This is a genomic window from Streptomyces sp. RK62 (assembly GCF_018070255.1).
Taxonomy (GTDB): Bacteria; Actinomycetota; Actinomycetes; order Streptomycetales; family Streptomycetaceae; genus Streptomyces; species Streptomyces nigra.
Window position 1 is genome coordinate 251,223 of record NZ_JAGPYD010000008.1, and the last position, 21,375, is coordinate 272,597.

At 71.4% G+C, this 21,375-nt stretch carries 18 protein-coding genes; 6 read left to right on the forward strand and 12 right to left on the reverse strand.

Features of this window, described 5'->3' with window-relative positions:
- Window positions 1–177 precede the first annotated feature (177 nt).
- Complete coding sequence (locus KBY32_RS17550; RefSeq protein ID WP_055620788.1) at window positions 178–837, forward strand: DUF4360 domain-containing protein; 660 nt, start codon at window positions 178–180, stop codon at window positions 835–837.
- A gap of 85 nt (window positions 838–922) precedes the next feature.
- On the opposite strand, the gene KBY32_RS17555 is transcribed toward KBY32_RS17550, so the two are convergent.
- The 8 genes from KBY32_RS17555 to KBY32_RS17590 all read right to left on the reverse strand — a co-directional run bounded on the left by KBY32_RS17555 (window position 923) and on the right by KBY32_RS17590 (window position 11,287).
- Window positions 923–2,557 (reverse strand): histidinol-phosphate transaminase, encoded by a 1,635-nt coding sequence (locus tag KBY32_RS17555; RefSeq protein ID WP_210980701.1) that lies wholly within the window; start codon window positions 2,555–2,557, stop codon window positions 923–925.
- Between the two features lie 127 nt (window positions 2,558–2,684).
- Window positions 2,685–3,836, reverse strand: a complete 1,152-nt coding sequence (locus KBY32_RS17560) for an aldose epimerase family protein (protein WP_055620786.1) — start codon at window positions 3,834–3,836, stop codon at window positions 2,685–2,687.
- Window positions 3,837–3,895: 59 nt separating this feature from the next.
- Window positions 3,896–5,140, reverse strand: a complete 1,245-nt coding sequence (mmsB, locus tag KBY32_RS17565) for a multiple monosaccharide ABC transporter permease (protein ID WP_210980702.1) — start codon at window positions 5,138–5,140, stop codon at window positions 3,896–3,898.
- A complete protein-coding gene (gene mmsA / locus KBY32_RS17570; protein ID WP_055620784.1) occupies window positions 5,137–6,687 on the reverse strand; it encodes a multiple monosaccharide ABC transporter ATP-binding protein in 1,551 nt (516 codons plus the stop codon). The genes mmsB and mmsA overlap by 4 nt, the downstream gene beginning before the upstream one ends.
- Window positions 6,688–6,719: 32 nt before the next feature.
- A complete protein-coding gene (chvE, locus tag KBY32_RS17575) occupies window positions 6,720–7,829 on the reverse strand; it encodes a multiple monosaccharide ABC transporter substrate-binding protein (RefSeq protein WP_364796813.1) in 1,110 nt (369 codons plus the stop codon).
- Window positions 7,830–8,011: 182 nt separating this feature from the next.
- Window positions 8,012–8,974 carry a hypothetical protein gene (locus KBY32_RS17580; protein ID WP_115508682.1) on the reverse strand — a complete coding sequence of 321 codons (963 nt, stop codon included), beginning with the start codon at window positions 8,972–8,974 and terminating at the stop codon, window positions 8,012–8,014.
- A 154-nt stretch (window positions 8,975–9,128) separates the two neighbouring features.
- The gene (locus KBY32_RS17585) at window positions 9,129–10,133 is read right to left on the reverse strand and encodes a zinc-binding dehydrogenase (RefSeq protein ID WP_210980703.1); all 1,005 of its coding nucleotides are present in this window, start codon (window positions 10,131–10,133) and stop codon (window positions 9,129–9,131) included.
- On the reverse strand, window positions 10,130–11,287 hold the full coding sequence (locus KBY32_RS17590; protein WP_210980704.1) for a mandelate racemase/muconate lactonizing enzyme family protein: 1,158 nt from the start codon (window positions 11,285–11,287) through the stop codon (window positions 10,130–10,132). Before KBY32_RS17590 ends, KBY32_RS17585 begins: the two co-directional genes overlap by 4 nt.
- A gap of 313 nt (window positions 11,288–11,600) precedes the next feature.
- On the opposite strand from KBY32_RS17590, the gene KBY32_RS17595 reads away from it, so the two are divergent.
- Window positions 11,601–12,596, forward strand: a complete 996-nt coding sequence (locus tag KBY32_RS17595) for a hypothetical protein (protein ID WP_210980705.1) — start codon at window positions 11,601–11,603, stop codon at window positions 12,594–12,596.
- 19 nt (window positions 12,597–12,615) lie between these two features.
- Here KBY32_RS17595 and KBY32_RS17600 read toward each other — a convergent pair whose 3' ends face one another.
- Window positions 12,616–13,053, reverse strand: coding sequence for a MarR family winged helix-turn-helix transcriptional regulator (locus KBY32_RS17600; RefSeq protein ID WP_055620778.1), 438 nt, complete (start codon window positions 13,051–13,053; stop codon window positions 12,616–12,618).
- A 75-nt stretch (window positions 13,054–13,128) separates the two neighbouring features.
- Here KBY32_RS17600 and KBY32_RS17605 point away from each other — a divergent pair, with 75 nt between their 5' ends.
- On the forward strand, window positions 13,129–14,142 hold the full coding sequence (locus tag KBY32_RS17605; protein WP_055620777.1) for an NADP-dependent oxidoreductase: 1,014 nt from the start codon (window positions 13,129–13,131) through the stop codon (window positions 14,140–14,142).
- A gap of 94 nt (window positions 14,143–14,236) precedes the next feature.
- Window positions 14,237–14,656 carry an organic hydroperoxide resistance protein gene (locus KBY32_RS17610; protein WP_115508849.1) on the forward strand — a complete coding sequence of 140 codons (420 nt, stop codon included), beginning with the start codon at window positions 14,237–14,239 and terminating at the stop codon, window positions 14,654–14,656.
- A 55-nt stretch (window positions 14,657–14,711) separates the two neighbouring features.
- Here KBY32_RS17610 and KBY32_RS17615 read toward each other — a convergent pair whose 3' ends face one another.
- The gene (locus KBY32_RS17615) at window positions 14,712–15,863 is read right to left on the reverse strand and encodes a serine hydrolase domain-containing protein (protein ID WP_115508850.1); all 1,152 of its coding nucleotides are present in this window, start codon (window positions 15,861–15,863) and stop codon (window positions 14,712–14,714) included.
- Between the two features lie 156 nt (window positions 15,864–16,019).
- Between KBY32_RS17615 and KBY32_RS17620 the strand changes: the two genes are divergently transcribed.
- Complete coding sequence (locus KBY32_RS17620; protein ID WP_055620949.1) at window positions 16,020–16,808, forward strand: EI24 domain-containing protein; 789 nt, start codon at window positions 16,020–16,022, stop codon at window positions 16,806–16,808.
- On the opposite strand, the gene KBY32_RS17625 is transcribed toward KBY32_RS17620, so the two are convergent.
- Both KBY32_RS17625 and KBY32_RS17630 read right to left on the reverse strand, forming a co-directional pair.
- Entirely contained in the window at window positions 16,798–18,075 is a 1,278-nt protein-coding gene (locus KBY32_RS17625; protein WP_210980706.1) for a pyroglutamyl peptidase, read from the reverse strand. The genes KBY32_RS17620 and KBY32_RS17625 overlap by 11 nt on opposite strands.
- Window positions 18,076–18,180: 105 nt before the next feature.
- The gene (locus KBY32_RS17630; RefSeq protein ID WP_210980777.1) at window positions 18,181–18,762 is read right to left on the reverse strand and encodes a TetR/AcrR family transcriptional regulator; all 582 of its coding nucleotides are present in this window, start codon (window positions 18,760–18,762) and stop codon (window positions 18,181–18,183) included.
- A gap of 103 nt (window positions 18,763–18,865) precedes the next feature.
- Between KBY32_RS17630 and KBY32_RS17635 the strand changes: the two genes are divergently transcribed.
- A complete protein-coding gene (locus KBY32_RS17635) occupies window positions 18,866–21,301 on the forward strand; it encodes a glycoside hydrolase family 3 protein (protein ID WP_210980707.1) in 2,436 nt (811 codons plus the stop codon).
- Window positions 21,302–21,375: the final 74 nt, after the last annotated feature.

Sequence of the window (21,375 nt, forward strand, 5' to 3'; positions counted from 1 at the left end):
CGATTTATCTTCAACTACCAAATAAATGGCCGGAGTTGACCCCTGCGGAGGGTGCTTTCCGCCCCCTACGATGCGTACGCCTCCGGCCTTCACAGAAACCCCACCCTTTCTTCAAAGGTTCAACCAGGGTGGGCCGGGCCGGGGGCGCAGCCACCCCCCCATCCCGAGGAGAGATCCATGGCACGTGGACTCCTGAGACTGCTGCTGAGCGGAGGCGCGCTGACCGCTCTGCTCACAGCCGCCCTGCCCGCCCACGCGGACCCGGCGTTCGAGGACCCGCCGCCGGACAAGATCGTCATCAAGGTCGCCACCGTGAACGGCTCCGGCTGTCCGCAGGGCACGACGGCGGTCGCCGTGTCCGAGGACAACACGGCGTTCACCGTGACCTACAGCGACTATCTCGCCCAGGTCGGCGGCAACTCCGACCCCACGGCGTTCCGTAAGAACTGCCAGCTCAGCCTGGTCGTGCACGTCCCCGGCGGGTTCACGTACGCCATCGCCAGCGCCGACTACCGCGGCTTCGCCGCCCTCCAGCCCGGCGCCAACGCCATCCAGCGGGCCTCGTACTACTTCCAGGGCTCCCCGAACACCCAGTACCGCAACCACCCGTTCTCCGGCCCGCTCAACGACAACTGGCAGGCCACGGACGAGACCGACTGGGCCCAGCTGGTCTGGGCACCCTGCGGGGTCCAGCGCAACTTCAACATCAACACCGAGCTCCGGGTGAACCTCGGTTCGTCCTCCCCGAGCAAGGTCAGCTTCATGACCATGGACTCGACCGACGGCGACATCAGCACGGTCTACCACCTGGCGTGGAAGGAGTGCCCGAAGAAGTAGCCCCGACCCACGCGAACACGGCCGGCCCCGAACCCTCCCGCCGGGGCCGGCCGCACGCGTCTCCGGAGAAGCCGTACCGGGTCGCCTACCCCATCCCCGCCGCGTTCGGCCAGCTCTGGGCGGCGGGCCAGCCGGTGGCCGGGGCCGGGGCGAGGCCCGGGACCGGGCCGGTGGTGCCGCGGACCTGGGCCGCGGTGAGGCCGCCCCGGGCCGGGACGCCGGGCGGGGTAGGGCCCGGCGGCACCATCGTCGCGGCCGGCGCCACCGGGGACGGGAACGGCATCGGTGTCGGGGTGGGCTGGGGAGCCGGGGCAGGCGTGGGGGCCATGGCCGCCGCGGCCGGGACCGGGGCGGGGGCCGGCATGGGCGCGGGGGCAGGTGCGGGAGCGGGTAGGGGGGCCACCGGGACCGGGGCCGGCATGGGGGCCGCCACCGGCTGGGGGACCTGCTGCGGCACCTGCTGAGGTACTTGCTGCGGTACCGGCTGCGGCTGGGGCACCGCCGTGAAGCCCGCCCCGTTGGTGGAGCCCACCAGGCGGTCCACGGCCGCCGTACCCGAGCTGTAGCTGGTCCCGTTGCCCAGCTCGGGTACGGCGGCTCCCCTCCTGGTCCCGTAGAGCACCTGTTCCAGACCGGACACCAGGCGACGCACGTCCGTCTGGGGGCGCACCACGAGTCTCAGGAAGCGGCTGGACGAACCGATCTTGTTGCCGCACTCGCGGACCAGGATCCGGTGCTCGGTGAGCAGCCGGTCGCGGACCACGGTGCCCTCGGCGCCCACGGGCAGGCGTACGAAGAGGAAGTTGCCCTGGGACGGGTAGACCGTCAGGCCGGGCAGCGCGGAGAGGGCCCCGGCCATCTCCAGCCGGTCCTTGCGGACCTGCTGGAGGCTCTGCGCGTACTCAGCGCCATGGTCCTTCAGCATGAACACCACGTGCTCGGCGAAGGAGTTGAGGTTCCACTTCGGCAGCATCGAGCGGACCATCCGCGCGAGCGCCGGGTTGGCCACCAGATAGCCGAAACGGATGCCGTGCAGGCCGAAGTTCTTGCCGAGGCTGCGCAGCACGATGACGTTCGGCCGCAGCATGGCCTCCTGCACGACCGACGGCTCCTGCTCGGCGTCCGCGAACTCCAGGAAGCTCTCGTCGACGACGACCAGGTCCAGATCGGCCATCGCGTCCATGAACTGCACGATCGCGTGCTTGTGCAGAAAGCCGCCGTCGGGGTTGTTCGGGTTGCAGATCACCGCGACCCGGGTGCCCCTGGCCCGGATGAACTCGGCGTACTGGGCGAGGTCCAGGGCGAACCCGCTGGACTCCTGGAGCGGGAACATGTCGACCCGCTTGCCGGTCTCCATCGGCTGGTCGGTCCAGCGGCCGAACGTGGGGACGGGGATGGCGAGGGACTCCCGGACCATCAGATGGTCGATCCAGGTGATCAGCTCGGTGGAGCCGTTGCCCATCGCCACGCACTGCGGCGGAAGCTGGAGCAGACTGCACAGCTCGGCCGTGATGGTGTCGGCGCTGCTCGGGTAGTACGTGATGATGTCCCGCAGCTTCCCCGCCATGTCCTCGAACATCTCGGGTGTGGGGAAGTACGGGTTGCAGGGGATGCAGAAGTCGACCGGGCCGGCCCCGTCGCCGCCCTCGCGTGCCAGCGCCGCCATCGACGGGCTGTGTGCCGCGGTGCTGCGGAACAGCGAGGTGACGTTGTCGGCCATGGAACCTCCGTATGGGGCGGGCCCGGCGGGGACGACCGGGCCCGTCGTCATTGGGTGGCCCGCGCGGGGGAGCACGGGCCGCCGTTACATACGGAGACTGGGGTGACGCCGTTCAATCACCGGGGAATCAGCGGGTGAACGAGTGCACCGTCGTGGATCGGTAGGTCTGGCCCGGCCGCAGCACCGTCGACGGGAACGACGGACGGTTCGGCGAGTCCGGGAAGTGCTGGGTCTCCAGGCACAGTCCGTCGCCCTGCCGGTAGACCCGGCCGCCCGTGCCGACGAGGGTGCCGTCGAGGAAGTTGCCGGAGTAGAACTGGAGCCCCGGCTCGGTCGTCGCGATCCGCAGGGTGCGTCCCGAGGACGGGTCCTGAAGGGTGGCGGCCCACTCCGGGCGCGGTGAGATCCCCTTGTCCAGCACCCAGTTGTGGTCGAAGCCCTGGCCGTACAGAAGCTGCTGGTGGGCTTCGCGCAGATCCTCGCCGACCGTCTTGGCGCGGCGGAAGTCGAACGGGGTGCCCGCGACCCGCGCCTGTTCGCCGGTGGGTATGAGACCCGCGTCGACGGGGGTGTAGCGGGAGCCGTCGATCTTCAGCCGGTGCCCCTCGATGCTGCCGCTGCCCTCGCCGGCGAGGTTCCAGTAGACGTGGCTGGTCAGATTGACGACGGTCGGCTTGTCCGTGGTCGCCGCGTAGTCGATGCGCCAGTCGCCGTACCGGGTGAGCGTGTACGTCACCTTCACCCGGAGCGTTCCCGGGTAGCCCATCTCGCCGTCGCGGGACGTGAGATGGAGGTGCAGGCCGACATCGGCGCCCTTCGTGAACGGCTCGACGTCCCACACCCGCTTGTCGAACCCCTGGGCGCCGCCGTGCAGGCTGTTCTCGCCGTCGTTGACGTCGACCTGGTACGTCCGGCCGTCGAGGGTGAAGCGCCCCTTGCCGATCCGGTTGCCGTACCGGCCGATCAGCGCGCCGAAGTACGGGCTGGAGGCGACGTAGTCGTCCAGGGAGCGGAAGCCCAGCGAGACGTTGGCGAGCCGGCCCCGGCGGTCGGGGACCTCCAGGGACTGCACGACACCGCCGTAGGAGAGGACCTTCATCCGGGTGCCGCCGTTGGCCAGCGACCAGCTGTGGACCTTGGTGCCGTCGGGGAGGACGCCGAAGAGGGACCTGACCGGGGCGGCAGCCCCGCTCCCCGTGGCGTGTGCGCTGCCGAGGGTCGCGGCGGTGAGACCCGCCGCCGCGGCTCCGGCGATGACCGTGCGTCTGCTCATGTCCATGTGCGGCTCCTGTTCAGGAAGGCGGGGCCCCGCCGTGCGGCGGGGCCCCGTGCGTGGACCTACGAACCGACCTTGCGCTTGTTCCACACGTCGAAGCCGACCGCCGCCAGCAGGACCAGGCCCTTGATGACCTGCTGCCAGTCGGTGCCGATGCCGACGAGGTTCATGCCGTTGTTCAGCACACCCAGGACCAGACCACCGATGATCGCGCCGAGGACGGTGCCGACACCGCCGCTCATCGACGCGCCGCCGATGAAGGAGGCGGCGATCGCCTCCAGCTCGAAGTTGAGGCCCGCCTTGGGGGAGGCCGCGTTGAAGCGGGCGGCGAAGACCAGACCCGCCAGGGCCGCGAGCATGCCCATGTTCAGGAAGACCAGGAAGGTGACCTTCTTGTCCTTCACGCCCGACAGCTTGGCCGCGGGCAGGTTGCCGCCGATCGCGTAGATGTGCCGGCCGATGATGGCGTTGCGCATGACGTAGCCGAACCCGACGAGCAGCACCCCGAGGATGAGCAGCACGATCGGGGCGCCCTTGTAGCTGGCCAGCAGCATCGTCAGGGTGAGGATGGCGGCGGCCAGCGCCACCAGCTTCAGCAGGAACAGGTTGAACGGCGGGACGTCGAGGTGGAACTCCAGCTGCCGGCGGCGGTCGCGGAACTCCTGGAAGACCACGAACGCGACCATCGCGAAGCCGAGCAGCAACGTGAGGTTGTGGTAGTTGGTGTCCGGGCCGACCTCGGGCAGGAAGCCGTTGGCGACCTTCTGCAGCCCCTCCGGGAACGGGCCGAGCGTCTGCCCCTCCAGGAAGATCTCCGTCAGACCGCGGAAGATCAACATGCCCGCGAGGGTCACGATGAACGACGGTATGCCGCCGTACGCGATGAAGAACCCTTGTGCGGCACCGGCGAGGGCGCCCATCGCGAGGCAGAGGATGACGGCGACCGGCCAGGGCAGATCGTTCTTGACCATGAACACGGCGGCCATCGAGCCGATGAACGCCGTCAGCGATCCCACCGACAGATCGATGTGGCCCGCGATGATGACCAGCATCATGCCGATCGCGAGGATCAGGATGTAGCTGTTCTGCAGCACCAGGTTGGAGACGTTGCGCGGCAGCAGCAGGTCGCCCTCGGTCCACACGGCGAACAGCACCACGATCAGGCCGAGCGCGATCAGCATGCCGTACTGGCGCATGTTGCGGCGCAGGCCCGCCAGCACCAGCTGGAGCAGGCCTTCGGCACCGCCCTGCGCGCTCTTGCCCGGCGGCGCGGGGGCCGGGCTCTTGGCGGTCACATCCGTGCTCATCGGGTTACCTCTTTGTCCTTCGTCATCTGACGCATCAGCGATTCCTGCGAGGCCTCTTCGCGCGAGAACTCGCCGGTGAGCCGGCCCGCGGCCATCGTGTAGACGCGGTCGCACATGCCGAGCAGCTCGGGCAGCTCGGAGGAGATGAAGACGACCGCCTTGCCCTGGGCGGCCAGCTGGTCGATGACCGTGTAGATCTCGTACTTGGCGCCCACGTCGATGCCGCGGGTGGGCTCGTCCAGGATCAGCACATCGGGACCCGCGAAGATCCACTTGCTGAGGACGACCTTCTGCTGGTTGCCGCCGGAGAGCTTGCCGACCGGCTCGAAGACGGTCGGCGCCTTGATGTTCATGGACTTCCGGAAGCCCTCGGCGACCTGCCGCTCGCCGTGCTCGTCGACCACGCCCCGCTTGGCGACCTTGCCCAGCGCGCTGAGCGAGATGTTGCGGTTGATGGTGTCGATGAGGTTCAGGCCGTAGTGCTTGCGGTCCTCGGTGACGTACGCGATCCCGTGCTTCACCGCCTCCGGGACGGTCTTGGTACGGATCTCCTTGCCGTCCTTGAGGACCGTGCCGCCGTGGTAGCGGCCGTAGGTGCGCCCGAAGACGCTCATCGCCAGCTCGGTGCGGCCGGCGCCCATCAGCCCGGCGATGCCCACGATCTCCCCGCGCCGCACGTGGAGCGACACGTCGTCGACGACCTTGCGCTGCTGGTCGATCGGGTGGTGCACGGTCCAGTTGCGGATCTCCAGGGCCGGCGCCGCGCCCTCCTCCGGCTCGTGCGGGGTGCGTTCGGGGAAGCGGTGCTCCAGGTCCCGGCCGACCATCCCGCTGATGATCCGGTCCTCGGTGGTCTCCGGTGCCTTCACGTCGAGCGTCTCGATGGTCCGGCCGTCGCGCAGGATCGTCACCGAGTCGGCGACCTTGCGGATCTCGTTGAGCTTGTGGCTGATGATGATCGAGGTGATGCCCTGCTTCTTCAGCTCCAGGATGAGATCCAGGAGCTTGCCGCTGTCCTCGTCGTTGAGCGCCGCGGTCGGCTCGTCGAGGATGAGCAGCTTCACCTTCTTCGACAGCGCCTTGGCGATCTCCACCAGCTGCTGCTTGCCGACGCCGATGTCGGCGACCCGGGTGTCCGGGTGGTCGGACAGACCCACCCGGCGCAGCAGTTCGGTGGCGTGCCGCAGCGTCTCCCGCCAGTCGATGAAGCCGCCCTTGGCGTGCTCGTTGCCGAGGAAGATGTTCTCCGCGAGGGAGAGGAACGGCGACAGCGCCAGCTCCTGGTGGATGATGACGATGCCGCGCTGCTCGCTCGCCCGGATGTCCTTGAACTCGCAGACCTCGCCCTCGAAGAGGATGTCCCCCTCGTAGGTGCCGTGCGGGTGGACGCCGGAGAGGACCTTCATCAGCGTCGACTTGCCGGCGCCGTTCTCCCCGCAGATGGCGTGGACCTCGCCCTGCCGGACGGTCAGGGTGACGTCCGACAGCGCCTTGACGCCGGGAAAGGTCTTGACGATCGAGCGCATTTCCAGGACGGGTCCCGCCATGGTCGTGCCTTCCAATCAGAGTGGGCCGGCGGTTACTTGAGGTCGCTCTCCTTGATGTAGCCGGAGTCCACGACCTCCTTCTGGTAGTTGCCCTTGTCGACGGCGACCGGCTCGAGCAGGTAGGCGGGGACGACCTTCGAGCCGTTGTCGTAGGTCTTGGTGTCGTTGACCTCGGGCTTCTTGTCGTTGAGCAGGGCGTCGACCATGCCCGAGGCGACCTTGGCGAGTTCGCGGGTGTCCTTGTAGACGGTCATCGACTGCTCGTCGGCGATGATCGACTTCACCGAGGCGACCTCGGCGTCCTGACCGGTGACGACCGGGAGCGGCTTGTTCTTGGAGCCGTAGTCGTCCGACTTCAGGGCGGACAGGATGCCGATGGAGATGCCGTCGTACGGCGAGAGCACCGCGTCGACCCGCTCGGACTTGTAGGCCGAGGTGAGGATGTCGTCCATGCGCTTCTGGGCGGTGCCGCCGTCCCAGCGCAGGGTGGTGACCTGGGTCAGCTCGGTCTGGCCGGAGCGGACGACGAGCTGCTTCTTGTCGATGTAGGGCTGGAGCACCTTCATCGCGCCGCCGAAGAAGTAGCGGGTGTTGTTGTCGTCGTTGGAGCCGGCGAACAGCTCGATGTTGAACGGGCCCTTCTTGCCGGACTTCAGGCCGAGCTTGTCGACGATGTAGCTGGCCTGCAGCTCGCCGACCTTCTCGTTGTCGAAGGAGGCGTAGTAGTCGACGTTCGGGGTGCCGAGGATCAGGCGGTCGTAGGAGATGACCGGGATGTCCGCGTCCTTGGCCTGCTGGAGCACGTTGTTCATCGACTTGTTGTCGATGGCGGCCACGATCAGCGCCTTGACGCCCTGGGTGATCAGGTTCTCGATCTGGGAGACCTGCTGGTCGGGGTCGTCCTCGCCGTAGACCAGCTTGGTCTTGTAGCCCTTGGACTGGAGGTCCTTCACGACGTTGTTGCCGTCGGCTATCCAGCGCTCGGAGGACTTGGTGGGCATCGCGATGCCGATCGTCGCCCCCTTCGTGCTGCCGTTGTCGTCCTTGCTCCCGCCCTCGCTGTCCTGGCCGCAGGCGGTCAGGGTCAGCGCGAGGGAGGCGACGGAGGCCATGGCGGCGAGTGCGGCTCTGCGACTACGCATGATCATCATCCTTGATGTGAGTGGAGCGGGGCTCGGTCGGGCCGGTCCGGTCGGGCCGGGTGCTGCGAGGGGCGATGCGAGGACGTGTCCGGGGCTGTTCGGCTCGGTCGGCCGTTCGACCGAGGGTGTGTGGGATTGTGTTCGCCTGCGTCCGCTTCTGTGAAGGGGGTTTCGCCGGAACGTTATGCGCGCGTTTCGAAACGGGTCAGCGTTCCGGGCAGCCGTGAGCCGAGCGGCGCCATCGCGCCGTCGGCCCCGTGCCGGGCGAGCAGGTCCAGGGCCAGCCGTCCGCGCCGCACGCGTTCGCGGGCGGTGGCCAGCGTCAGCTCTCTCATGTGGTGGCCGTAGGGGTAGATGCCGGGCGCCTTGGAGAGCCCGAACTTCAGGTAGAGCGGGGCGCCGCGCCGGATGAGCTCGGCGACCTCGTACATGCGCACATAGCCGCCGAGGTCGTCGGGGGCCTCGATGTACAGGTCCATGGGGGCGGCGGAGACCCGCCGTATCTCGGTGAGGTGGTCGAGCGTCAGATCGCTCGGCACATTGACCGAGTCGGCGCCGAGCCGCTCGTACACCGCGTACGAGGCGGGGTTGACCGGGCCGATCAGGGCGCTGACCTTCAGGGTGGTGTCGGCCGGGATGATGCCGGCGACCCGCGCCCGGTGCAGCGTCCACAGCACGCCCTCGTCGGCGACGAGCAGGCACTTCACACCGAGTTCGGTGGCGCGTACGGCGTCCTCCACGCAGCCGGCGACCGCGTCGTGGCCGCGGGCGCGCAGCCCGGCCCCGCGGGAGTCGGTGCGGGTCGAGCCGCCGATGTCCCAGGTGCCGCGCGGGCCGGTGAACAGGCAGAGCTCGATGTCCCGTTCGGCGGTCGCCTCGGCCATCTCCGTGATCTCGGCGTCGGTCAGCATCCAGACGCCGCTGCCCTGGCTGATCCGGTGGATCGGCACGTCCAGCCGGGAGGCTTCCTTCAGGACGACGGCCAGCGCCTCGGGCCCCTCGCACGAGGGGATCTCGGTGCGCCAGCGGCCCCCGCCCGGGAAGGTGTGGGGCGAGGCGTCGGCGGGGGAGGGGTCGGGCGCGCCCAGGCCGAGGGCGGCGAGCGCCGGCTCACCGGGTCGTCGGGCTGCGGAGGCGTCGGTCACGGGCTGTCCTTAGTGTTCGGTATTTCGGACGAGGTTCGCATCTCGGGGCGCGCGGACCTCGGGTACGCCGGCACGGGGACCGTCAGGGTGCCCCCGTGCCGGCGTACGGCGAAGGGATGGCGCGTACGGCGGGAGCCGCGTGGGCGGAGGGCCGTCAGGGGCGGAGGAGGACCTTGCCCACCTTCGGGTCGCCGGACCCGACCAGCTCGATCGCCTGTGCGAACTCCGTCAGCGGCAGTTCGTGCGTGACCAGCGGCAGCGGGTCGAGCAGCCCGGCGGAGAACACCCGCACGGCGTGCGCCCAGGCGTCGGGCGGCGCCCCGAAGACCGTCCGCACCTCCAGCTGCCGTACGACCAGATCGGTCGGGTCGAGCCCCGGCGCGCCCGGCGCCGGGATCCCGGTGAGGACCAGCCGCCCGCCCCGCCGCAGCAGCGCGGCCGAGGTGCGCGCCGCCTCGGCGGACCCGGCGGTCTCCACGACCACGTCGTAACCACCCCCGAGATCCTCGTCCTTGGTGCGGAAGGCTGTCGCCCCGTACGCGTACGCCAGCTGCTCCCGGTCGCGGCGCGTGCCCACCACGAGCAGCTCGCCGGGCGAGCCCGCCGCCAGGAACTGCACGGCGAACATCCCGAGCGTCCCGGTCCCGACCACCGCCACCCGCTCACCGGGCAGCGCCCGCGCCTTCATCGCCGCCGCGGCGATACAGGCGGCCGGCTCCAGCAGGGCGGCGGCGGTGAGGTCGCAGTCGTCCGGCAGGACGTGCAGCAGCCGGGCCGGGAGGGTGAGCGTGGCCGCCATGGCGCCCGGCTGGGTGAACCCGGTCTCCTCGTACCCCGCCTCGCACAGCGTCGTCTCACCGGCGTGACAGCGGTCGCAGACCTGGCAGTTGCGGAACCCCTCGCCGACCACCTTGCGGCCCACCAGCCGCTCCGGCACCCCGGCGCCGACGGCGGCGACGGTCCCGGACCACTCGTGGCCCGGCGTCAGCGGGTAACGGACGTACCCCTCGGGCCGGTTGCCCTGGTACAGCTCGCGGTCGCTGCCGCAGATCCCGGCCGCGTGCACCCGGACCAGCGCCTCGCCGGGACCGGGCTCGCGCGGGGTGTGCTCGACGAGCCGGTGGGCGCCGGGCGCCTCGACGACGACCGCGGCGCTCATCGCGTCCCCTTCGGCTTGCGCTGCTCCCAGCCCTCGGCCCACAGGTCGAACCGGGCCTGCTGCTGCGGGAACTCGGCGGCGGCCTCGGCGTCGAACTCCACACCGAGCCCCGGGGCGTCGGAGAGATGGAAGTAGCCTTCCACGACCTGCGGCGCGCCCTTGACCACCTTCTTGATCTCGGCGTCCGCGAAGTCGTTGAAGTGCTCCAGGATCTTGAAGTTCGGCGAGGTGAAGCCGACTTGGAGCGAGGCGGCGGTGAGCACCGAACCGCCGACGTTGTGCGGGGCGATCAGCGTGTAGTGGGTCTCGGCGGTCGCGGCGAGCTTGCGGGTCTCCCAGATGCCGCCGATATGGCCGACGTCGGGCTGGATGATGTCGGCCGCCTGGCTCTCGAACAGCTCCCGGAACTCGATCCGGTCGTGGATGCGCTCACCGGTGGCGACCGGGATGTCCACCTTGGCGGCGACCTTCTCCAGCGCCTTCAGGTTCTCCGGCGGGCAGGGCTCCTCCAGCCAGGCGGGCTTGAAGGGGGCCAGCTCGTGCGCGAGGCGCACGGCGGTGGCGGGGGAGAAGCGGCCGTGCATCTCCAGCATCAGCTCGGCGTCGGGGCCGATGGCGTCCCGTACGGCCTCGATGAGGGAGACGGCGTACAGGGTCTGCTCGTGGTCGAGCTCGAAGTGCCCGGTGCCGAAGGGGTCGATCTTGAGCGCCCGGTACCCGCGCTCCATCACGCCCCGGGCGGCCTTGTGGTACGCCTCGGGCGTGCGCTCGGTGGTGTACCAGCCGTTGGCGTACGCCTTCACCTTGTCGGTGACCTTGCCGCCGAGCAGCTGCCAGACCGGCACCCCGAGCGCCTTGCCCTTGATGTCCCAGCAGGCCATCTCGATCACGGCGATACCGGACATCACGATCTCGCCGGCCCGGCCGTAGTCGCCGTACTTCATCCGGCGGACCAGGTCCTCGATCGCGAACGGGTCGGAGCCGGCGATGTGGTTGGCCTCGGCCTCGCGCAGATAGCCGATGAGCGCGTCGGTGCGGCCCAGCATCCGGGTCTCGCCGACTCCGGTCAGTCCCTCGTCGGTGTGCACCTGGACGTAGGTCAGGTTGCGCCACGGCGTCCCGACCACGTGAGTGCTGATTCCGGTGATACGCACGGCAGTCGCCCCTTGCTGCGTCGTCGGCTCATTCGGTTGTGCATCCTGCGTGTTCGATATTTCGTCACACGTTCGAAATGCTGACGTGACAGTAGGGAGGGGGCGACGGGGGTGTCAATGGGTCGCGCGCATAACGGTTTCGACACCACTCGCGGGGCCCGGAAAGGGGCTCTTCGTCGCGCAGCGTGCGGGGCGTGTCTGGCGTGTCCTGGCATATCCGCCAACTGGCCATGCCTGTGCGCATTGTTGTCCACAAAACTTTCACAGCCGTGACTAGGAACGGTGCGCGTCCGGAACCTAGTCTTCCCGCGTCATGGACTACTGCCACCCGTGCCGACGGCACCTGAACGGCGCCCTCGCCTGCCCGGGGTGCGGCGCCACGACCGAACAGCCGCACGTGTACGCGGACGCCATGGGCGGCGCCCGGTACCCGCAGCAGGCCGAGCGGTCCCCGGGCGCGCCCGCGGCGCACGCCGCGTACGCGGGGCAGTACGGCGAGCCCTCCGACGGCTCCTACGACGCCCCGGCGCCGGGCACCGCCGAGAGCGCGTACGAGGCCGAGAGCGCCTATGAGCCCGAGGAGACCGGCGAGACGGCCGAGGCGGCACCCGAGGGCGGCCGGGCCGCACGACGCGCGGCACAGCGACGCGGCGGCCGGGGCCGCCGGCGCGGCCGCGACGAGCAGCCGGCCCCCGGCGCCTACGACGACGGCGAGGACTACGACGACGCCGACGCGTACGACGACGAGGACGGCGACCCCGAGGACGAGGCCGGGACCGGCACGAGCCGCCGGGACCGCAAGGCCGCCGCGCACCGCCGCCGCAGGCGCCGCACCCTGCTCGTCACCGCGGGCTTCGTCCTGGCCGCCGGCGGGCTGAGCCTCGCCGAACTCGGCATGGACGCCCCCGGCGACAGCCCCAAGTCGGCCGTGGCCGGGGACTCCTCGGCGGACGGCGCCGCCAAGGGCGAGCTGACGGCATCACCCGGCGCCACCGACCCCGCCGCCCTCCCGGGCGGGGGCGCGGCCTCGGGGAACCCGTCCGCCTCCCCCTCGGCCTCCGAGTCCGGCAAGGACAAGGACAAGGACGACGAGGACGGGAAGAAGGACGAGGACGCCGACGGCACCCCGGACCCGGAGTCGCAGTCGGCCACCACCGGCAGCGGTGTGGACACCCCGCCCCCGGCCCCCGACCCCACGCCCACCTCGGGCGGCGACTCCACCCCCACCGAGGAACCGCCCCCCGCGAACCCCACGCCCGACCCCAAGCCGACGGACGAGTGCAAGCGGTTCCTCTGGTGGTGCACGTAAGCCCAGGCTCGGGCGGGCGTCAGTCCGCCAGCATCCGGCGCAGCAGATCGCGCAGCGCCAGCCGTTCGTCCTCCGACAGGCCCGCCAGCGGCTCCCGGGCGAACCGCAGGGACTCCCTGAGGCTCCGGGCCACCTGACGGCCCTCCTCGGTCGCCGCGGCCAGCTTCACCCGGCGGTCCGCCGGGTCCGGCCTGCGCTCCACCAGACCCCGGGACTCCAGCCGGTCCACGATGCCGGTCACGTTCGACGGCTCGCAGCGCAGCCGCTGCGCCAGCTTGCGCATCGGCAGCGGCTCCAGCGAGAGCAGGCTCAGCAGCCGCGCCTGCGCGCCCGTGAGCGCGTGCTCCGCGGCCGCCTCCTCGTACTCCGCGTGATAGCGGGCCACGACCGCGCCGATGAGGTCGACGACCTCGAAGGTCAGCTCATCCGGACGGTGGATCTTGGGTGGAGTGGTCACGCTTCCAGGGTACTCGGTTACTTGACATCCTGAAATATTCAGGCGCATGGTTGTTTCAGGTACTGAAGTATTTTGATGGAAGGGCACCCCGTGATCAACCGCGAATGGCACCTCGTCTCCCGTCCCGTCGGCTGGCCCAAGACGGAGGACTTCGCCCTGGTCGAGGCCGAGGTGCCGACCCCCGGCGAGGGCCAGATCCTCGTCCGCAACAAGTACCTCTCGGTCGACCCGTACATGCGCGGCCGCATGTCGGCCGCCAAGTCGTACGCCGACCCCTATGAGCTCGGCAAGGTCATGCAGGGCGGCGCGGTCGGCGAGGTCGTCGAGTCGAACGCCGAGGGCATCGCGGTCGGCGACCACGTCCTGCACTTCTTCGGCTGGCGCGAGTACGCGGCCCTGGACGCCCGGCACGCCGTCAAGGTCGACGCGGACGCCGCCCCGCTGTCCACGTACCTCGGCGTCCTCGGCATGACCGGCCTCACCGCCTACGCGGGCCTGCTGCGCACCGCCGCCTTCAAGGAGGGCGACGCGGTGTTCGTCTCCGGCGCGGCCGGTGCCGTCGGCAGCCAGGTCGGGCAGATCGCCAGGCTCAAGGGCGCCTCGCGGGTCATCGGCTCGGCCGGCTCCGACGAGAAGGTGAAGCTCCTGGTCGAGGAGTACGGCTTCGACGCCGCGTTCAACTACAAGAACGGCCCCGTCGCCGAGCAGCTGAAGCAGGCCGCCCCCGACGGCATCGACGTGTACTTCGACAACGTCGGCGGCGAGCACCTGGAGGCCGCCATCGGCCGGCTCAACCGGGGCGGCCGGATCGCCGTCTGCGGCATGATCTCGGTCTACAACGACACCGAGCCCGCCCCCGGCCCGCGCAACCTCGCCCGGCTGATCCAGACCCGCGGCCGGATCGAGGGCTTCCTGGTCGGCGACCACTACGACCTCCAGCCGCAGTTCGTCCAGGAGGTCGGCCCCTGGGTCGCCTCGGGCGAGCTGAAGTACCGCGAGACGGTCGTCGAGGGCATCGAGAACAACCTGGAGGCGTTCTTCGGGGTTCTGCGCGGCGACAACATCGGCAAGATGATCGTCAAGCTCTGACCCCTACTGCAGGATTCCGGTATGCGGTAACTTCTTTCCGAAACCGTCGTCGATCGTGGGCGCGAGTCGCGGCGGACCGAGAAGGAGACACCGCATGCCCATCCAGCCCGCCGACGTCCTCTACACCGCCGTCGCCACCGCCGAGAACGGCCGAGACGGCCGGGTCGCCACCGACGACGGCACGCTCGACGTCGTCGTGAACCCGCCGAAGGAGATGGGCGGCAGCGGCACGGGGACCAACCCCGAGCAGCTGTTCGCCGCCGGGTACAGCGCCTGCTTCCAGGGCGCCCTCGCCGTCGTCGCCCGCCGGGAGAAGGCCGACGTCACCGGCTCCACCGTCACCGCGAAGGTCGGCATCGGCAAGAACGACGACGGCTTCGGCCTGATCGTGGAGATCTCCGCGAACATCCCGAACACGGACGGGGAAACGGCCCGCGCCCTGCTGAAGAAGGCCCACGAGGTGTGCCCGTACTCCAGGGCGACGCGCGGGAACATCACCGTGACCCTGGTCTGACCCGGCACGAAGGCCGCACCCCCGCACGCGGGGTGCGGCCTCACGCGTTCCCGCCTCAGACGGCCAGCGCCGCGCTGTGCACCAGCCGCACCAGCCGGTCGTTCTCCACGGCCGCCCCGCCCGGATAGGCGTAGCGGCGCCGCGTGTAGCCGTACGCGAGACCGCTGCGCGGGTCGGCGAACGCCTGGGAGCCGCTCGCGCCGGCGTGCCCGAACGACCCGGCGCCCAGGAACGGGTACCACGGGTCCGCGACCGCCTGGAAGCCGAGCCCGAACGATTTGTACGTCCCGGACACCAGGTCCTGGCCGGTGGAGTGGATCTGCCCGACCTCGGCGACCATGTCCGGCTTGAGCAGCGGCGGCCGCCCGTCCAGCCCGCTCACGGCGGCCGCGTACATCCCCGCCAGGCCCCGCGCGGACCCGACCCCGCCCGCCGAGGAGGGCCCGTTCGCCCGCACCGCGCGGGAGTTGGGGTAGTCCGCCAGCTCGCCCGGCATCGGCACATGCGTGTTGAACGCGATCGACGCCAGTGTGTGCGGGCCGGTCGGTGTCGCGTCCAGCACCGCCTGCTGCTCCGGCGTCGGCGCCATCGGCTGCACGGACCGGTAGCGGGGCTCCAGGGCCTCGGGCAGCCCGAGGTGGAGGCCCAGGTCGTGCGGGGCCCGCACACGCTCCTCCCAGACCTCCTGGAGGGTGCGGCCGGTGGCGCGCCGGACGACCTCGCCGGTGAGCGCGCCGATGGTGAGCCCGTGGTAGCCGAAGGCCGTGCCCGGCCGCCAGAACGGCCGCTGCCCGGCGAGACGCTCCGCGATGGCGCGGTCGTCGGCCAGCTCCTCCACCGTGAACCCCGCGTCGAGGCCGACGACCCCGGCGCGGTGCGTGATCAGCTCGCGCAGGGTGATGCGGGCCTTGCCCTCGGCCGCGAACTCCGGCCAGTAGGACGCCACTTCACGGTCCAGGTCCAGCACACCGTCCTGGACGAGCAGCGCCACCACCAGATGGGCGGCGCCCTTCGTGGAGGAGAACACCCCGTAGAGGGAGTCGGCCTCGGCGCCCGGGCCCGCCCACAGGTCGACCACCCGCCGCCCGTGCACATACGCGCACACCTGGCCCTCGTAGTCCGGCCGCTCCGTGGCCACGAAGGCCGCGAACTCCTCCCGCACCGCCTCGAAGCCGTCCGCGACCGTGCCGTGGATCTCCGCTGTCATCCGCTCTCCTCACCCAGGGCCAGTGATGTCCGCCACGACCTCAACACCCTCCGCACACGGGCCCATTCCCCCTCGCGGAGAGCGCGCCGGCCGCCGTGACGGGGCGCCGAAGACGCCGTGACGGCCGTGTGACACACCCCGGCTACAGTGATCCGCATGCGCGATCTCGGCTCCGGTTTCCGGTACTTCCTCAGAGGCCAGCGATGGGTGGCCCGGCACGGCAGGCAGTACGGCTTCGGGCTGATCCCGGGCCTGATCACCCTCGTGCTCTACGCGGGCACGCTCGTGGCGCTCGCGCTGTGGGGCCAGGACCTCGTGGCCTGGTCGACCCCGTTCGCCGACGACTGGTCCAGCCCCTGGCAGGGCCTGTTCCGGGGGCTGCTCACCGCCGTCCTGTTCGCCCTGGGCCTGCTCCTGTCCGTGGTCACCTTCACCGCCGTGACCCTGCTGATCGGCCAGCCCTTCTACGAGAACCTCTCGGAGAAGGTCGACCGGGACGTCTCGCCCGACGGCACGGCCCCCGAGTCCGGGCTGCCGCTCTGGCGCGAGCTGTGGATCTCGGGCCGCGACAGCCTGCGGATCGTCGTGCGCGCCGCCCTCTGGGGCGTGCTGCTGTTCGCGGCCGGTTTCATCCCGGTCGTCGGCCAGACGGCCGTCCCGGTCCTCGGTGTCGTCGTCACCGGCTTCTTCCTCACCGAGGAGCTGACGGCCGTCGCCCTCCAGCGCCGCCGGGTCGAGCTGCGGGAGCGCCTGGCGCTGCTGCGCTCCCGCAAGAGGCTCGTCTGGGGCTTCGGCACCCCGCTCGCCGCCGCCTTCCTGGTGCCGTTCGTCGCGGTGTTCCTGATGCCGGGCGCGGTCGCGGGCGCCACCCTGATGGCCCGGGAACTGTCCGGCGAGGAGACACGGGAGGACGAGCCGGCCGAGCCCGAGAAGGTCACCTGGTGACCGGGCTGCCGGCCGCCACCTTCAGGATCGTCCGGACCTGGGCGATGATGTCCAGCCGGTTGCGGACGAACTCCGGGTCCGTGACCGCCCCCGACGCCGGATCGGTGTTCCCGGCGCCGAACTGCAGCACCGGTGTGTGCACATGCCCGCCCGGCAGCGTGTCGTGCAGCCCCAGCCGGTCGCGCAGCAGCGTCGCCCGGTAGGCGATCTCGTTGGAGAGGTAGTCGCCGCCGCCCCCGGCCCGGGCGCTCGACCCGGGCGTCGGCCCGTCCGGCCGGACGACGGGCGTGGTGCCCCCCGCCGGGATCTCGGTCACGCTCGTGTTGTCGTACACCGGGAACCGTCCGGTGGGCGCGGCGACGATCGCCGCGTACGGCAACGTGGTCGTCGTCCACTGCGGCTGCGAGCCGGGGTCGGCGACCGGGGCGAGGCCGGTGCTGGAGGCGTTCTCGTTGTCCGCGAAGCCGCCCCGCCAGGCCCCGTTGGTCCGCTCCACGTCGAAGCGCCCCACCCGTCCCTGGCTCACGGTCGTGAACAGGTCGACCCGCTCCAGATACGGCCGCAGCGCCCGCTCCACCGCGCCCTCGGCGAAGTCCCGCCAGCGCACCGGGAACACGGCGGTCTCGACGCGCGCCGGACCGTCCGCCGTCTCGACGACCGTGCCGTCCAGCGCCAGCGCGGTCGCCCCGGACGGGTTGGAGATACGGATGTCCCGGTCGAGCGTGAACGGGTCGAACCCGGTGAGCAGGATGCGCCGGACCCCCTTCTCGCCCTTGTCGCGCTTCTCGTGCGGGAGCCGGATGTCGCGCTGCCCGCGCGAGGTGCGCTCCAAGGCGTCGAGCAGCGCCGCCCGCCGGGTCTCGCCGAGCGCGAAGCCCGGCTCCCAGGTGCGCAGTTCCCGTGTCATCGTCAGCCGGGCCCAGTACAGCGGCCGGTCGTCGTCCCGGCTGAGGTCGCCGCCCGCCGGGCCCCGCCCCTGCGCCCGGTCGACGGCCCGCCGCCACAGCGCCGAACCGTGGCGCTCGACGGCGCGCCGGGCCGCCGCGTAGCCGCGCGCGGAGTCCAGGGCGCGGGTGAAGGCGGCGGTGGCGGTGTCGAATCCGGAGCGGCGCAGGATCTCCTGCGGCACCGCCCGGGTGAGCCGTTGTTCCTCGACGGTGGGTGCGGCGGCCGTCCCGGCGGCGGCAGCGGTGCCGGTGGCGGGTGCGGCGAGGCCGGTCAGCAGGGCCAGGGCGAGCACTCCGGTCCGAACACGGGGGGATATCACAGGGGTTCCGGTCCTTCCGTCACGGTGGGGGTCGTGCGGGACGCCGGAAGTATCGCGTGACAGGAGAGGTCCACGCCATGGTGCGTACGGCCTCGTCCGCCCCAGTCAGTCGGGGAGTTCGCCCAGCAGCAGGAGGAAGTCCCGGAAAGCGCCCGGCATGTCGACCGACGAGGGGTCCAGAAGCCACTGGTACTGCAGGCCGTCCATGACGGCGACCAGCAGCGGGGCGGTGCGCTCGGGCGTCAGCCCGTTCGGCAGCCGGTCGCCGTACTCGGCGCGCAGCATCTCCGCCATGCTGGCCCGCACCCGGGTGTACCGCTCGGAGAAGAACGTCCGCGCCGGGTGCCCCTCCGTCACGCTCTCGCCGAGCAGCGCCGAGAAGGTCTGCACGATCCCGGGCCGCATCGCGTTGTACTCGACCAGCGCGGCCAGCAGATCGGTCCGCCACCGGCTGCCCGGCACGGCGTCCCACTGGTCCCGCTCCTGGAGCACGGCGACGAGCAGCGCGTCCTTGGTCGGGAAGTGGTGCATCAGGCCCTGCTGGGTGAGCCCCACCCGCTCCGCGACCGCGGCCAGGCTCGCGCCCCGGTAGCCGCGCTCGGCGATCACCTCCAGCGCCGCCCGGACGATCTCGGCGCGGCGCTCCTCGCTCCTGACCCTCGCGTTCATGGCGTCACGGTACGGGATGCCCACGACCGCTGTGTAACACGCGGATAACGAAACCTACCGGTCGACAGGTGACCGATGCAGGATGGTGCCCACAGCCCGGACTCGACGAGGAGGCACCGCGATGGCGGGAACGCGCACCCAGGCCGATGCAGCACGCGAGGCGGTCGTGGAGGCGGCCCTCGCCCGGCTCGACCTCGACGCGAAGACACGGCTGCTGTCCGGCCGGGACATGTGGTCCCTGCCCGCCCTCCCCGAGATCGGCCTGCCCTCCCTCGTGATGTCCGACGGCCCGATCGGCGTGCGCGGAGTGCGCTGGACCGCCGACGACCCGTCCGTCGCCCTGCCGTCCCCGACCGCCCTCGCCGCCACCTGGGACCCCGGCCTCGCCCACCGGGCCGGCGTCCTCCTCGCCCAGGAGGCCCGCCGCAAGGGCGTCCACGTCCTGCTCGCCCCCACCGTCAACCTGCACCGCTCCCCGCTCGGCGGCCGCCACTTCGAGGCGTACAGCGAGGACCCGTTGCTCACCGGGGCCATCGGCGCGGGCTATGTCTCCGGGGTGCAGTCCGGCGGCGTCGGCACCACCGTGAAGCACTTCGTCGCCAACGACGCCGAGACCGAGCGCTTCACGGTCGACAACGTCGTCGGCGAACGCGCCCTGCGCGAGCTGTATCTGGCGCCCTTCGAGCACATCGTGGAACACGCCCGCCCCTGGGGCGTGATGACCGCGTACAACTCCGTCAACGGCACGACCATGACCGAGCACCGCCGGCTGGTCGAGGAGGTGCTGCGCGGCGAATGGGGCTTCGACGGTGTCAACGTCTCCGACTGGGCCGCCGCCCGCGACACCGCCGCCGCCCTCCACGGCGGCCTCGACATCGCCATGCCCGGCCCCCGCACCGTCTACGGGGAGGCCCTCGCCCGGGCCGTGCGCGCCGGCCAGGTGCCCGAGGCCCGGGTCGACGACGCCGTGCGCAACGTCCTGCGGCTGGCTTCCCGCGTCGGCCTCCTCCCCGGCGCCGAACCCGTCGTCACCGCGCTGCCGCCCGAGACCGACGGCCCGGCCCTGGCCCGCGAGATCGCCCGCCGCTCCTTCGTCCTGGTCCGCAACCAGGACGTCCTGCCGCTGCCGCCCGGCGGCACGGTCGCGCTGATCGGCGGCGCCGCCCGCGACGCCCGGGTCCTCGGCGGCGGTTCCGCGACCGTCTTCCCGGCCCGCACGGTCTCCCCGCTCGGCGGCCTCACCGCCGCCCTCCCCGAGGGCGCCCTCACCTACGCCGTCGGCGCCGACCCCAGCACCGAACTCGGCGTCGCCGACCGGGGGTTCGCGCTGCGGGCGGTATGCCGGGACGCAGACGGCCGCGTCCTCGGCACCGGCTCCGCGCCCAGCGGGCACATCCAGTGGATGGGCTCCGACCTCCCCGACGGCGTGACCCACGAGGAACTGCACAGCGTCGAGCTGACCGGCACCTTCACCCCCCGCGACACCGGCACCCACACCTTCGGCATCAAGGGCATCGGCGCCTTCCGGCTCGTCGTCGACGGCACCACCCACTACGACGACGTCCAGCGCCCCACCAAGGACGACCCCTTCATCAGCTTCTTCGGCGCCCCCGTCGCGCACGCCCGGCCCCACCTCACCGCCGGCGTCCCGGTCGAGGTCTCCCTCACCTACGTCGTCGAGCACCCCGGGGACGCCCCGCTGCGGGTCGTCGGCTTCACGCTCGCCCACCAGGAGCCGCTGCGCGACCCCGACGAGCTGATCGCCGAGGCCGCCGAGGCCGCGCGCGCCGCCGACACCGCCGTCGTCGTGGTCGCCACCACCGAGCGGGTCGAGTCGGAGGGCTTCGACCGCACCGATCTGCGGCTGCCCGGCCGCCAGGACGACCTGGTCCGCGCCGTCGCCGCCGCCAACCCGCGCACGGTCGTCGTCGTCAACTCCGGCTCCCCGGTGGAGCTTCCGTGGCGCGACGAGGTCGCCGCCGTGCTGCTGAGCTGGTTCCCCGGGCAGGAGGGCGGCGCGGCCCTCGCCGACGTGCTCACCGGCGCCGAGGAGCCCGGCGGCCGGCTCCCCACCACCTGGGGGTCGCTCGCGGACGCCCCGGTCACCGAGGTCACCCCCACCGACGGCACCCTCGTCTACTCCGAGGGTGTCTTCATCGGCTACCGCGCCTGGGAGAAGGCGGGCCGCAGCCCGTCGTACCCGTTCGGGCACGGCCTCGGCTACACCACGTGGGCGTACGAGTCCGCCGAGGTCAAGGGCACCACGGTCCGGGTGCGGGTACGCAACACCGGCGAGCGGGCGGGCCGCGAGGTCGTACAGGTCTATCTGGCGCCCGCGGAGCCGGACGCCGGGCGCCCGGCGCGCTGGCTGGCCGGATTCGCCGGCGTCTCGGCCGAGCCGGGGGAGAGCGGCGAGGCCGTGATCGAACTGTCCCGCCGCGCTTTCGAAGTGTGGGACGAGACGACCGAGGCGTGGACCTTTGTGAAGGGTTCGTACGAGATTCGGCTCGGACGCTCGATCGCCGACCGCAGGCTCACCGCGACCATTAACGTCTGATCGGGAGAAGTACCCAGGAACAGCCCCGGTCCGGGCCCTGACACCGGGACCGGGGCTCGGGCCTCCACCGCGCC

Bases quoted from the DNA above. Each gene is read 5' to 3' on its own strand.
- KBY32_RS17605 (WP_055620777.1), top strand. From the start codon at position 13,129: ATGGAAGGGCACCCCGTGATCAACCGCGAATGGCACCTCGTCTCCCGT.
- KBY32_RS17615 (WP_115508850.1), bottom strand. From the start codon at position 15,863: ATGACAGCGGAGATCCACGGCACGGTCGCGGACGGCTTCGAGGCGGTG.
- KBY32_RS17620 (WP_055620949.1), top strand. From the start codon at position 16,020: ATGCGCGATCTCGGCTCCGGTTTCCGGTACTTCCTCAGAGGCCAGCGA.
- mmsA (WP_055620784.1), bottom strand. From the start codon at position 6,687: ATGGCGGGACCCGTCCTGGAAATGCGCTCGATCGTCAAGACCTTTCCC.
- KBY32_RS17555 (WP_210980701.1), bottom strand. From the start codon at position 2,557: ATGGCCGACAACGTCACCTCGCTGTTCCGCAGCACCGCGGCACACAGC.
- mmsB (WP_210980702.1), bottom strand. From the start codon at position 5,140: ATGAGCACGGATGTGACCGCCAAGAGCCCGGCCCCCGCGCCGCCGGGC.
- KBY32_RS17635 (WP_210980707.1), top strand. From the start codon at position 18,866: ATGGCGGGAACGCGCACCCAGGCCGATGCAGCACGCGAGGCGGTCGTG.
- KBY32_RS17550 (WP_055620788.1), top strand. From the start codon at position 178: ATGGCACGTGGACTCCTGAGACTGCTGCTGAGCGGAGGCGCGCTGACC.
- chvE (WP_364796813.1), bottom strand. From the start codon at position 7,829: ATGCGTAGTCGCAGAGCCGCACTCGCCGCCATGGCCTCCGTCGCCTCC.
- KBY32_RS17560 (WP_055620786.1), bottom strand. From the start codon at position 3,836: ATGGACATGAGCAGACGCACGGTCATCGCCGGAGCCGCGGCGGCGGGT.
- KBY32_RS17595 (WP_210980705.1), top strand. From the start codon at position 11,601: ATGGACTACTGCCACCCGTGCCGACGGCACCTGAACGGCGCCCTCGCC.
- KBY32_RS17585 (WP_210980703.1), bottom strand. From the start codon at position 10,133: ATGAGCGCCGCGGTCGTCGTCGAGGCGCCCGGCGCCCACCGGCTCGTC.
- KBY32_RS17610 (WP_115508849.1), top strand. From the start codon at position 14,237: ATGCCCATCCAGCCCGCCGACGTCCTCTACACCGCCGTCGCCACCGCC.